Below are 12752 nucleotides of genomic sequence, written 5' to 3' on the forward strand. Positions count from 1 at the left end.
AATCATGGGTGTTTACCAATGTATAATCCATCCAACAATGTAATTAGAAAAGCTTTATGCGTGCCTATACTTATATTCATAAATAAATAATTATATCTAAATAATTACTTAATATGTATCCGATTATTTGATATACTGGGTAATGATGTTAAATCCAGGAGGTTTATTAATGAGTAAAAAAGAAAAAAAGCCCAGCAATAGCACCTTAGCAAAACAGGCAATAGCCCGAAAATATAATACCGCTCCAATCATTGTTAGTTGTAGCGACGGGTATGCTGCTGTAGATAAAGAGCACATTCAGATTTTTAAGTATAATAAAGATATTAATGATGTTTCTAGTATCAGTACATATCATTTTAGTGACTTCAACACAGTTATAATTGATCGTTTTGCAATCAAAGCCATTATGAACTTTAAAGGACTTCATAAACATTTTGAATTTATACCAACTGAAGAAATAAAAGAGATTGAAAATTTATTGAGAACCAACACACACCTTCACGTAGAAAAACTTGAACGTAAATGGCATAACAAAATATTAGGCTTCCGTTCTCAAAATAAATTTAAGATGATTTTTGCTAGTCTAGTATATTTATTTATTGTTATAACCACTATTAACGGCTGTGTGGATAAAAAAATAGAGCAACAAAAAGCAGCTGAACAGGATAAAATAGAGCAACAAAAAATAGCAAGTGTGGATAAAAAGAAAAAAGCTAAAGAGGACGAAATAAAAGCGCTAAAAACTGATGATGGTCAACCAATCAATGTTCCTTTATATACTAAATACAATGTGAAATATAAATCAAGCGAACCGACAGATATCGAAACTTTAAAAGACGAAGCTGTTATGAAACGTTTTGAAAAAATGGCCGAAAAGTATAATATGTCTGTGCCTGAGTATATTTCTAAAGAACATGAAATTGTTGCCGCTAACGTAGCAAAGGCTAAAGAAGAAGCTGAAAAACAAAAAGAGGAGAAAAACTCAAACAATAATCAAACATCATCAGAATCAACGGACGGTAGTTATTCCAAAAAAGCTATCCAGAGCACCCTTAATCGTTTAAATAAAGACATTGATTCATGGAAGGCTATGAACGGTGGCAAGTTAAATAAAAATGATATAGCAGTTATTAATAATGATTTAAAATTCGTCCTAGAACATGTTCATGATTTAGAATCTGATGTAGGAACTAATAGTCAAATAGAACAATTCAAAAGAGCGATTAATTCTCATATTAATGCTTTTGAGATCGGCTCTGCAAATGATGTATCTAAACTAATTATCCAAGCTAACGCTTTATAAATAAAGAAAACTCGCATCTTCAATTGGAATCGTTTTTTTCTCATCAGCTTTTCACCGAAATAAAACGTTTTATATATGATATTAAGACTGTTTTTATGATCGTATAAGTATGATTTAATTGATTAAAGCTATTTTCAAAGATGACATATCAGCGATAGTTTATGTCTAATTCGTATAAGTGCTAGCAAGTTCGTTTGCAAACTTGTTAGCACTTATACATTATTTTTAACTTTAATAAAATAACATGTTCCAGCTCATGCAAATTTCCCTTTGGTTTGGCATAAATGATTGGAGTAAAACCATATCCATCTGACTCTTGTTCCACCACTTCCTCTACTTCAAGACCAAGTATTATCTTCGTACTTAGACTACATGTAACAAATTTATCACCTTTTTTTAATTTTTCAGCCTTATCTTTTGGATTTTTTCCATTATAAGAACTTTCTTCTTCTCATCGTACCCTGTAATAAACCCTAGAATAGATTGACCAGTTTGTAATGTTACTGCCAAACGATTCGTTCTTTCATCTTTAGACATCTGAGTGCACCCCTTTTCGATTCCAATCATGCCTTTTTCTCCAAGACTTAACAGTATATTAATACTAATCTCGTATTTCTCAGCCAGTTCCTTGTACTTCATACCTTGCGTAATCTTCTTGAGCTAACTCGTGTTTTTACTTCACTTCATATCACCCACCCCTTCTACATAATAGAAAGAAACTCGCTCATTTCTCCCTTCAAATAACTTTTTTACAAAGAAAAAAGACCTTGTAAATTACAAAGTCTTTTTTCTTCTATATAAACTTACAACTTTTATATTAGTATTAGTTAAATTCCCCCACCAGGCTCTGTATTAGCTGGTGCTCCTGTATTTCCATGTGCGTAACTAGGAGACCATGTATCTCCTTTATTATGAGCCGGTGCCCCTCCTGTATTCCCATGTGATTCTAATTTCGGTGCAGGAAAATGTCCATGAGTATAAGTTGGCGCTCCTCCATGATCCCCATCAGCTTCTAACTTCGGTGCAGGAGTATCTCCTATGTTAAAAGAAGGTGTTGGATAGTCTCCATATCCATAAACTGGTGCTCCCGTATGCCCATGAGTATAGGACGGTGCTCCTCCATGATTTCCATGTGCATATGCAGGCGCTCCTCCTCCATCCCCTTCTGAAGCCGCTTGAACAATACCTCCACCATTTCCATGAGTAAAACCAAAAATTCCAAATCCTAAAACAGATAAACCTACGACTGCTGTACCAATTTTCCTTTTCATAATCGCTCTCCTCTATATGTATTTCATGTTAATTGAAATGAACATATTATGGATATCAGTCATGATGAAAATTCGACTCATTTCATTATCATATATTTATATTTCTATGTATTTTTTTGTAAAACCTTCTTGAAATCTGAAGAAAATGGTTATTTTTTGTAAAAATTTAAATATAGTAACAAATTATTCACTTTACAATTTAGGCTTTGTTGCCTAACCATATTCACCCCTTGCGGTAATCCCTAATTTAGTATTGAAATTCTCTAAATCTCGATGTATTATATTTTTGTATTTTCTCAGTTCCCAAGCCGAGAATACATCATCACTTACGAAAGGACCCGAACTCCATCGGGTTCTTTTTCATTCCTCTTCTTGTAAATCTATTTATTTAAATGTAAAATTGTAAATAAGTTCTAACATTTTGAATCGAGGTGAAAATCATGAGAAGTTTTGGCTCATTAATGATCTCTACTGTCTGTTCAGTACTTCTAATTATTTGGAATGTCTATTCCTTCTATAACGGATTCACAACCGGGCGCACATACTACTGGATTAATGGCATCGCAGCTGTTATCTTCCTTTTATTCTTTATCCTCAACATGCGCGATTTTAAAAAGAAAAACTACAGAACCTCATAACAGTAGGAGTTGATATATATGTGGGAAAGATTCAAAAACTATAAGTATTCTTCAAAAGAATTAGAGTTCATGCTTTGGTTATTTGGTACTACTTGCTTTGTACACTCGGTCGCTTTCTTTGGCGGACTATTTTCTTCTGAATTTTTTTGGTTTAAAGGTCTTTGTGCTATTGCAGCACTACTAGCTTTTATGGATGTTAAGCGAAAAATTAATAAGTATAAGGTAGCATTGTGAAAAGGAGCCACTGCAGGTTCTTTTTTTCTGTTCAAAATAAAAAAGCAGCTGTTAGGCTACTTAAAGTTTGTCTTATCACCAGATAAAATGATATATATTCTCCCGCTATACTTTCATCAACTCCAGCAACCCTAGCAAATCTCACCACATCAGCACCCTGAAGGAAATACATTGTTAGCATAACTGGCACCCGTGACCACATAAACCGATAAAGCTCATTTACTCTTTGCTTTGTCGTAACAATTAAATCATTTGCAGGTCCATTAATCCACGCAGAGGTTCTAACTGAAGTAAACGGAAGATCTTTCCCATTCACCACTATTCTCGCCATAATATGTGTTATATCCACATCGATACCCTCATTCCAAGAATTAAATCTGTTTCCCATATTTACATAAGTATTCGATGCTATAAGAAATGTTTAAAATGATTTTTATTAAATAAAAAAACAGCTGATCCGCTACTTTCACTTGTTCCCCCCTTCAAAATCTTTATACTGCTTTGGATATTCATTTTTGAACACATTTTCATGCCATGCCTCATCTGCGTCTGGCCTTGACTGCTTATTATTGTATTCATTCACATCACCATTTCCATTGAACCACTCAGGATTCCTATGAACGTAACGGTAAATAAACTTGATTTAGGGTATCTAGAAAATTAATGTTTTAATTAAGGTTGTTTTAAGGAAAATTATCTATTCAAATGCCCATTTTGTTCAGATTCACGTTTAATGTGTAATTGCTATATAACAAAGAAAAAAAGCCCCCATGCATTTCCATTCCATCAATGTCTACAAAAAGTAATTCATTCATACGATACGATTTCCCTCCGTTCAATCTATTTACCTATGAATGAATTATTTTTCGAGTTCTAATATGCAATAATGCATATTTTGTACTTTCAATTTTTAAACATGCCATAATTTATTTATAAAAATACAAAGTATTAGTAAGGATGATTTTTATGAACAAATTCCGAAAGAAGATTATTAAATCGTTACAAACATTTTGGGGAGGCTTAGCATTCGGTATATTAATTTTTGCTATCTTTTTAATTATGGATCTAACAGATACCCCTTTAAATACATTAAGCTTGAGAGACTGGATAGGTTCTGCAGTAGGCGCAGCCATTATATCTATAGGGATATTTACTTTAAGTAAATTGGATTTAAAATAAATTTCCCGTCAATACTGTATATAGGCTGTATGCCATAACTCATTTGAAGTAGTTTTCTTTGTATCTCCTTGTATTGAGCAGTTAGCTTTTGCTTGCTGCTCTTTTATTTACGAAAAAAGATGAGATTCTTTATAATAATTCTTCTTTATTTCTCAATATAAAGAGCCTTGGATTTTTGTTAACAATCTTTTACTATATGAACAAGGAGTACTTAAAAGACTTACTCTTTGCTATTGAGGGAAGAGCCTGAGAGCCATATCAGGCTCTTCCTTGTTTATATACGCTGTAACCAAATAACAATTTTATTAAAATTTAATTCACGCCTTATTTTCAATTTCCATATACTTATACGGACTATAACAAATATGCAATATAGTTCTTGGTCAAAGAGCGCCATACGCTCTAACGGTACCCTTCTTTATTCAAATAATGATTTTGTTAAAAACTTACATAGATATACTTTTCGTTATATAATTAAATTATCAATATATTAGGAGTGTTAGTTATGACAGAAACAATTATGATTTTGTTATATATATGTTTCATAATGATTGCAGTTTTAAGCTTGATAAAAGAATTTCGAAAACCACAAAAAAACCAGTTCTTGATTTTAGTTGATTCTCTAATTTTGCTAGGAGCTTTATTCCTAGTAAGTAGTATTTTCATCTAAATTACATCACGAGAACTCCATTAAGGAGCAAAGCAGCCTAGCGCAAGCTGACTACTTTTTTTATTAAATTAACTATTTTTTTGAATTTCTCAATTCACAAAGTACTAACTTTATAAAATGAGTTCATACATATTTATTGAATACATTTTAAATTCTTAAAGCATCAAATAATTTAGGAGTTGATAAATATGTCAAGTCAACCGCTAGTTATAACCCTTCCTCCTATTTCAAAAACCAAAATTACATTCTATTCTTCTTCCGGCCAAGTAATTAACCACACTTTTTTAACAAATGAAACTTTAGAACCTATCATAACGTTTGCATTTTGTCCTATAGACTTTGAAAGACTTGAAACTAAAAGGATGCCCGTCCTTATAAAATAATTTTTCATTCTTATTTACGAATAATCTTTTTTACTTTACACATACTATCTGCAAGTCAGCTTCCCAGAGCCACTCTCTTTCAAATCGGAGCTATTTACTCCGTATCGTTTGTTGCATGGCAGGTAACTTAGTCAATTACCTGCCTTTTTTACGTATAAGCATAAATTTTTTGTACAACAAGCAGTTAGCTAATTGCATTGTTGTGCTGAATGAATTTTTAATTTAGTTTTCTTTCCTGCATAATATTTCGATAGTTGTTTAAACTATAGTTGTAACTTTTTGTTACAACATATATCTGTATCCAGTGCAACTTCTAAAATTGTACAACTGAGCAGTTAGCTACATAGGCTAGCTGCTTTGTTGTGCAAAATGATTTTTTAACTTGTCACCATTTAATTAAACGAGCATATATATTATTAACATAGTTTTCTTTCACTAATAGGGTTTCCTTTTTAAGAGCACTTGTGTATAGTGCTCTTTTTTGTGCGAAAAACTTTTCTCAACAACTATCGTGTAGAATACCAACTCCGTTTTTGGTAATATATAGGAAATCCCTATTATGCTTAGTTTTTATAAAAGGACCCACCCCCTCAAATGTGGGTTCTTTTACATTTTTTCTACAAAATAACGTTTTTGTTTAAAATAATGCTCCCATTAATTTGGACACATTTTCCACTATTTTTACCAAAAAATTCATGATATGGTTAATTAGTCGAGTACGTCATTGCTTGACACTTACCCTTAGAAGCCCCGTAGATAAACGGGGTTTCTTTTATTTAAATCACTATTTTATTGAGTTTTCCAAATCATATTCCGCATATCATGCGCTAGGATGCTCCACGATATTATACAGTACTCCATCGTTTTTAAATCCCCCAATTGCATACCACCAATGATCAACTGTAACAACTTTAACTGTTTCTTTAATCCTTACCGTTTCACCATCCTCAAAAAGATGTGTTCTATATCCCATTTTCGCAAATTTTTTTATCATAAAATTCAAACAATCGGTTTAATCTTTGAACAAGTTAGTGTATTAATGCTAAAGGTGAATTAATAAATATTAAAGAGCTAATTCTATACAAGGATTAGCTCTTTTCTTACGACCAATCGAATATCCATTATTTTTGTAAAAAACCCCTATAACATCTGTTATACTGTATATTGAAATTTAGAATACTTAAGGGGGGGATTAGGATGGCAAAAGCAATTAATGAAAAAGAAGAAAAAAAGCGCAGAGGGTGCGGATGTTTTGGGTGCCTAGGTATTATTATTTTATTAATTATTTTAATTGGCTCGTGCGCTAAAGACTCGGATAACGATAAATCCGACAAAGCCGCTACTACTATTAAACAAGAAAAAACAAAGAAATCTGAGGAATCAAAGGAAGACGAGAAAAAACAACAAAATCTTCAGAAGCAACAAGAGGAACAAAAGAAACAAGAAGAACTTAAAAAACAAGAAGCTGAACAAAAAAAACAGCAGGAACTTCAGAAACAACGTGACGAGCAGCAAAAACAACAAGAATTGAAGAAACAACAAGAGCAACAAAAGAAACAAGAATCTGCTACTCAACCCAAAACAAATCAAGTAATAGAACAAAATGGTACTTGTACTATCAAAGGCAATAAAAATAGTAGGGGCGAGAAAATTTATCATATGCCTGGTCAACAGTTCTATGATAAAACGAAAGCTGAAGAGATGTTTTGTTCAGAAGCCGACGCAAAATCTGCCGGTTATAGGGCATCAAAAAAATAAATTAAAAAACCGGCTCCTTATGAGTCGGTTTTACTATTACTTCACACTCATATAATTCTCACTAGCAGTATATAAAATGTCTTCCTATTAGAATTATATGTTTGTATTTCTTTTTCATTTCCCATTGTCATCCTTTTTCATAATTTTCGTATGGTCAAACAATCCACTTGCTGACAATCCGATAATCATTCCTTGAAGTATATTCATTTTGATATCTTGAGACAAAAATAAAACACCTAGCACAATGCCAAGCGTCAAATTTAATATCGGGATATATTTCGTTTGCAATCCATTTGTTTTTGCAATTTGTGATAATCCTACAACAACCCCAATCATTGCCGTAATTTCAATCATTACATACCGCCACCTTTCAAGAAGAAAGTCAGAGCCGCTCCAATTATTCCACCAATAATAAGACGTAAAATCCATGTTGTATTAGCACTAATCTTATCTAATTGCTTATTAATATTAATAATGTCTTTTTCATTACCTGTTGTCCGCATTTCTAAACTTCTAATCTCTAATCGTATGTCTTTAATATCTTGCCTTATTTCGTGAACATCCCCTTTCACCTCTTGTAAACCATCCATATTTCCACCTCTTTCCACTTCTTATTTGCTTTAAAATAAAAAATCCTACACTACAATATGCTTGGCTTTATGTTTCATTATTTAGTTCCTTTTTTATCTTTCTCATCTATATGTCCCTCGATAGAACCCCCAACATCAATTTCTGCAGGAACTTCTACTACTGGATCCCCTGCTTTAACAATGGAAATCGTAATTGGACTACCTCTAAATAGCTCTACGTTAACATTAAAATTGCTAGCGGTAATAATCCCAGCATTCACTAAATTGTCTACAACATCATCAATTTCCATAAACTTATTATCATTACCTGGCATCATATCCTCATTCGGAGTTGGATTTTGAATGAATTGCATAACTAACTTCTCTAAGATAGGAATGATTTGATTGATAATTTGACTCTGTAATTGATTGTCCTCTGGATGTTTATTTTGGATAGGATTTGTCATCTTGTTCTCTCCCCCTAAAAAACAAAAATAGAGCAGCTTATAGCTGCTCCGTTTTCGTTTTCTCTTCAGTTGTTATTTTTGTTAATTCTTCAGTTTTCAATTGTACTTTAGAGATTTTCTATCTATACCTTTAACAGTATCTTCTAATGTGTATAATTTATTTGTGATTTCACTATGTTTTTTATTGATTTTCCACTTAAACCATACGCCTTTAGTAAAGCCAGATATAAATTGCTATTCTAAAATCTCCAATGACTTTCTCTTTGTTAACTTAAATACGCGCTTTCTAATATCTTTAGAATGAATAGTCTTAGCATTTATGCAATCTTTAAACAAACTGATTTCTTATCTAATCCTTTCATTCTTGAATCGAGGTATGAAAACAACGTAGTTCAGGACAATATTTCCATTGTTTATTACCAGTCATAGCCACTCAAACGAGTGGACCTTAACCTTTTATCGAATATCTACAATGTCAAAGTGTTTCTCTGGTGTCCAACGATTCCCACCAATATCAATCCAGCCTTCTTTACGGAAGAATACTGTAAGCGGTTCTTTTGAGTTAATACTGCCTTTGTATGCGCCGTTAATTCCATCACAATAGCTTACTTCATATCCTTCTGGGAATTTTGAAATGGCTTTAAAAGGTCTCCAATAATAATGCTCTGCTTTTACCCAACGGCTTCTACCTAAATCTAACCAAACATCATTATCCTCTCCCCAGTACGCATCCCAGTATAATACCTCTGCTGCTGTTGTAAAGTCCCCAAGATATTTACCGTGTGGACTATCATGATAGTTAATTCCATATCCTTCCCAGTATATTGATCTTGCCATCCCAATCCCCTCTGGTTGCGGTGCACCAACAATGCCACCCTTACCTGTAAACCATTCAAGAGATTTTTCACCGTTTAAATAATTTAAATCTACATTACCAGTTACGCCTGCAAGACTACCTGTTTCTGTATACTGCCATAAATCACAACTATACGCTGGTTTATTTCCATAACGTGGAATCCAAAGGAAATCCGCATTCACAGTATTTAGTCCATAGCTTGTATACATGTGGTGTGATACATATAGACCCACTTTCCAGCCTGCTGCACGGCATGTATCAATAAATGCCTGCGAAGCTTTTGCTAAGTTAGCGGCTCCACAACTTGCTAATGTATCATCTTCTACATCTAATACTAAAAATTTTGCTTCTTTATCAGCGCGCGCCATAAAATCATTTGCTTCTACAATAGCATCCTGAACACTTACATAACATCCATAAGCATAGTGCCCAAATGGGACACCATAGTCTTTACAGCCTTGCACATACTCTTTATAACGTTTATCAATTGTCCTAGATCCATATTGTACACGTATAATAGCAAGGTCTAGCTCCTTACTAGCTGCAGCCCAATTTATTGAATTATTGTGATGAGATAAATCTGCAATTTTCTTCATTTCCATTCTCCTTCTTTCCCCTATAAAAATTTAAGAATAAAAAAACAACTCTTAACAGAGTTGTTTTTATCGAATATCTACAATGTCAAAATGTTTCTCCGGTGTCCAACGATTCCCACCAATATCAATCCAGCCTTCTTTACGGAAGAATACCGTAAGAGGTTCTTTTGAGTTAATACTGCCTTTGTATGCGCCGTCAATTCCATCACAATAGCTTACTTCATATCCTTCTGGGAATTTTGATATGGCTTTAAAAGGTCTCCAATAATAATGCTCTGCTTTTACCCAACGACTTCTACCTAAATCTAACCAAACATCATTATCTTCTCCCCAGTACGCATCCCAGTATAATACTTCTGCTGCTGTCGTAAAGTCCGCAATATAATTACCATGTGGTCCATCGTAGTAGTTAATGCCGTATCCTTCCCAGTATATTGATCTTGCCATCCCAATCCCCTCTGGTTGCGGTGTACCAACAACGCCACCTTTTCCCAAGTAGTCTAACGGATTCACAGCATTACTCTTATTCATATTCCAGCTGCCTTTATGCATTTCAAAATGTAAATGCTGACCATAGGCTTCTCCTGTTTCTCCCATAACCCCAATTGTTTGTCCTTGTGTAACATAATCACCTTGTTTAACTGTACGGGAGCCACTTCGCATATGAGCGTATACGGTTTCCCATGTAACCCCATTAATATTATGGACAATCATAATACACTCGCCGTAACTAGTTGAAAAATACGAACGACTAACTTGCCCGCCAGCTGCTGCATAAATTGGATGATAACCTGCTTGTGCAAGGTCTATCCCATGATGATCTGGTCTGTCACCCCTAAAACCACTTGTTACTCTCGTTGTATCTGTTGGATAAATAAATGTTGCCATATAAATCTTCCTTTCTATTTCTATATTGTCTATATTTATTATTTTTAAATATATTGTAGGTTTTCCAACCTCAAAATGAACAAGACAGAACATTTCCCTATTGTTATCTACTATTAAAATATCCATCTTGTAACCATAAGTTAAATGTCACTGAAATTAGCCAAAAATATCGAAAGCTATTATTCTATATAGCTAACTCTTCTTACCTAAAACACCGTTTAAAGATAAAAACAACTCTTAACAGAGTTGTTTTTATCGAATATCTACAATGTCAAAGTGTTTCTCTGGTGTCCAACGATTCCCACCAATATCAATCCAGCCTTCTTTACGGAAGAATACTGTAAGAGGTTCTTTTGAATTAATACTGCCTTTGTATGCTCCGTCAATTCCATCACAATAGCTTACTTCATATCCTTCTGGGAATTTTGATATGGCTTTAAAAGGTCTCCAATAATAATGCTCTGCTTTTACCCAACGGCTTCTACCTAAATCTAACCAAACATCATTATCTTCTCCCCAGTACGCATCCCAATATAATACTTCTGCTGCTGTCGTAAAGTCCGCAATATATTTACCATGTGGTCCATCGTAGTAATTAATGCCGTATCCTTCCCAGTATATTGATCTTGCCATCCCAATCCCCTCTGGTTGCGGAACACCGCCTGCATTAAAATCTACATATTGTTTTACAATTTCAGCGTAGAAGAAATTCCCTCCATTTTTATATCGGTAACCACCATTGTAGGCCACAGCAATCGGATTACTATATCGAACCATGGCACCTGTTGTATTTCCAAGTGATGGCGCAACAACCGTTTTAGAGTATAGATCCGCTACCGGTAATGAATGTTGTTTATTGTTAGAAGCTAACCAGCGAAGGTAAGCTCGTCCAAAATTATATGATTGAACAATGGCACTTAAATCTGTAATACCATTTTTTTTCGCATCATCAAAAGCTCCTTTTAAATGCTTTACTCCATAATAAATTGAATCTTTAGGATTTTTAATTGTATTCATTGGCCAGCCTTGTGATTCACTTGACTGCATAATATCAGGTGTTTTTTCAGAATTCCCGTCACTTTCCACCATAATGATTCCAAGTACGTAAGGAACCAACTCAGAAACACCTTGTGCAGAACATTCACTTTCTACCATCGATTGCCAACGTAACACTTGTTGTGGCAGATTCTTTGTTTTAGCTGAAGCAGCTAATATACTCATTATTAAACATCTCCTTATTTCCCTATTATTTTTGTCTAAAATACTACTACTTTACGAAATACGACTATCAGTCAAATGCCCATTAATCTATAAAATTACTTCATGTTGCTCACCTTCTTTCATAACAAAAAGAGCAACCATCAAAATAGTTGCTCTTTCGTTGAAATCTTATATTACTACTATAAATCACTTTTTCAATACTTACTGTACACCGCATGTATCCTACAAAAAGGTAACATTAAAATCCATCTAAAAACTTGACAATCTTTCTTATTTCAGCATGTTTTCGTCGGATATAACCCGTACTATAATGCAAGTCAAACGCTATTTGTTCTAAAGTCATTCCATCAACATACTTCATTTTGAGTATTTGATGATCTAATCCTACAAACTTATTAATTAAAACCTTTAAATTAAACATTTCATTCATCTTATGTCCTAATTCATATTCAATAGCTTCAATCCGATTTTCTACTTTAGCCCCTTCCGATTCTGCAGTTAATCGTACATTTTTCAAGTCCCCACTAGTCCAACGCTTTAACTCTGCTTTTGATTTGTCTAAGTTATATTCTAAATATGTAATTTCTTCTTCTAGTTTCTGATAATCTTTCAGCCAGTCAAACATATAATAATCCCCCTATTTTTCTTTATTTTAATTCAGCTTTTATTGTTATCACTAAAGATAATGCAACCTTTATTATCCATTTAAATGAATTTAC

General features: G+C 33.5%; 16 protein-coding genes and 2 pseudogenes. 5 read left to right on the top strand and 13 right to left on the bottom strand.

The window, feature by feature from the left end:
- Positions 1–169 precede the first annotated feature (169 nt).
- Complete coding sequence (locus tag ACUN28_RS28085) at positions 170–1303, top strand: hypothetical protein (protein ID WP_445423436.1); 1134 nt, start codon at positions 170–172, stop codon at positions 1301–1303.
- Positions 1304–1508: 205 nt separating this feature from the next.
- On the opposite strand, the gene ACUN28_RS28090 is transcribed toward ACUN28_RS28085, so the two are convergent.
- The 4 genes and pseudogenes from ACUN28_RS28090 to ACUN28_RS28105 all read right to left on the bottom strand — a co-directional run bounded on the left by ACUN28_RS28090 (position 1509) and on the right by ACUN28_RS28105 (position 2574).
- Positions 1509–1658, bottom strand: a complete 150-nt coding sequence (locus ACUN28_RS28090) for a hypothetical protein (protein WP_445423535.1) — start codon at positions 1656–1658, stop codon at positions 1509–1511.
- A gap of 41 nt (positions 1659–1699) precedes the next feature.
- Entirely contained in the window at positions 1700–1840 is a 141-nt protein-coding gene (locus ACUN28_RS28095; protein WP_327805384.1) for a hypothetical protein, read from the bottom strand.
- 1 nt (position 1841) lies between these two features.
- Positions 1842–1976: pseudogene (locus tag ACUN28_RS28100) on the bottom strand (helix-turn-helix domain-containing protein); the annotation flags it as partial.
- A 154-nt stretch (positions 1977–2130) separates the two neighbouring features.
- Positions 2131–2574: a hypothetical protein gene (locus ACUN28_RS28105; RefSeq protein ID WP_445423437.1), complete on the bottom strand. Its 444-nt coding sequence runs from the start codon at positions 2572–2574 to the stop codon at positions 2131–2133.
- Positions 2575–3014: 440 nt separating this feature from the next.
- Here ACUN28_RS28105 and ACUN28_RS28110 point away from each other — a divergent pair, with 440 nt between their 5' ends.
- Complete coding sequence (locus ACUN28_RS28110) at positions 3015–3212, top strand: hypothetical protein (protein WP_080120026.1); 198 nt, start codon at positions 3015–3017, stop codon at positions 3210–3212.
- Positions 3213–3230: 18 nt separating this feature from the next.
- Positions 3231–3446, top strand: coding sequence for a hypothetical protein (locus tag ACUN28_RS28115; RefSeq protein ID WP_445423438.1), 216 nt, complete (start codon positions 3231–3233; stop codon positions 3444–3446).
- A 75-nt stretch (positions 3447–3521) separates the two neighbouring features.
- Here ACUN28_RS28115 and ACUN28_RS28120 read toward each other — a convergent pair.
- Positions 3522–3834, bottom strand: a pseudogene (locus tag ACUN28_RS28120) (hypothetical protein).
- A 578-nt stretch (positions 3835–4412) separates the two neighbouring features.
- Between ACUN28_RS28120 and ACUN28_RS28125 the strand changes: the two are divergent.
- On the top strand, positions 4413–4625 hold the full coding sequence (locus ACUN28_RS28125) for a hypothetical protein (protein ID WP_097818969.1): 213 nt from the start codon (positions 4413–4415) through the stop codon (positions 4623–4625).
- 1873 nt (positions 4626–6498) lie between these two features.
- On the opposite strand, the gene ACUN28_RS28130 is transcribed toward ACUN28_RS28125, so the two are convergent.
- Positions 6499–6672 (bottom strand): hypothetical protein, encoded by a 174-nt coding sequence (locus ACUN28_RS28130; protein WP_445423439.1) that lies wholly within the window; start codon positions 6670–6672, stop codon positions 6499–6501.
- A gap of 203 nt (positions 6673–6875) precedes the next feature.
- Between ACUN28_RS28130 and ACUN28_RS28135 the strand changes: the two genes are divergently transcribed.
- Entirely contained in the window at positions 6876–7436 is a 561-nt protein-coding gene (locus tag ACUN28_RS28135) for a sunset domain-containing protein (RefSeq protein ID WP_445423440.1), read from the top strand.
- Between the two features lie 114 nt (positions 7437–7550).
- Here the strand turns inward: ACUN28_RS28135 and ACUN28_RS28140 are convergent, their stop codons facing one another.
- The 7 genes from ACUN28_RS28140 to ACUN28_RS28170 all read right to left on the bottom strand — a co-directional run bounded on the left by ACUN28_RS28140 (position 7551) and on the right by ACUN28_RS28170 (position 12658).
- Positions 7551–7790 (bottom strand): hypothetical protein, encoded by a 240-nt coding sequence (locus ACUN28_RS28140; protein ID WP_064475120.1) that lies wholly within the window; start codon positions 7788–7790, stop codon positions 7551–7553.
- Complete coding sequence (locus ACUN28_RS28145) at positions 7790–8026, bottom strand: hemolysin XhlA family protein (protein ID WP_016089870.1); 237 nt, start codon at positions 8024–8026, stop codon at positions 7790–7792. The genes ACUN28_RS28140 and ACUN28_RS28145 overlap by 1 nt, the downstream gene beginning before the upstream one ends.
- 77 nt (positions 8027–8103) lie before the next feature.
- Positions 8104–8472 carry a hypothetical protein gene (locus tag ACUN28_RS28150; RefSeq protein ID WP_445423441.1) on the bottom strand — a complete coding sequence of 123 codons (369 nt, stop codon included), beginning with the start codon at positions 8470–8472 and terminating at the stop codon, positions 8104–8106.
- A 456-nt stretch (positions 8473–8928) separates the two neighbouring features.
- The gene (locus ACUN28_RS28155) at positions 8929–9924 is read right to left on the bottom strand and encodes a GH25 family lysozyme (protein WP_445423442.1); all 996 of its coding nucleotides are present in this window, start codon (positions 9922–9924) and stop codon (positions 8929–8931) included.
- Between the two features lie 66 nt (positions 9925–9990).
- Positions 9991–10812, bottom strand: a complete 822-nt coding sequence (locus ACUN28_RS28160) for a M23 family metallopeptidase (RefSeq protein WP_098589826.1) — start codon at positions 10810–10812, stop codon at positions 9991–9993.
- 252 nt (positions 10813–11064) lie between these two features.
- A complete protein-coding gene (locus ACUN28_RS28165; protein ID WP_016089867.1) occupies positions 11065–12033 on the bottom strand; it encodes a lysozyme family protein in 969 nt (322 codons plus the stop codon).
- Between the two features lie 238 nt (positions 12034–12271).
- The gene (locus ACUN28_RS28170; RefSeq protein ID WP_016089866.1) at positions 12272–12658 is read right to left on the bottom strand and encodes a hypothetical protein; all 387 of its coding nucleotides are present in this window, start codon (positions 12656–12658) and stop codon (positions 12272–12274) included.
- Between the last annotated feature and the right edge of the window lie 94 nt (positions 12659–12752).

The organism is Bacillus sp. WC2507 (assembly GCF_052656125.1).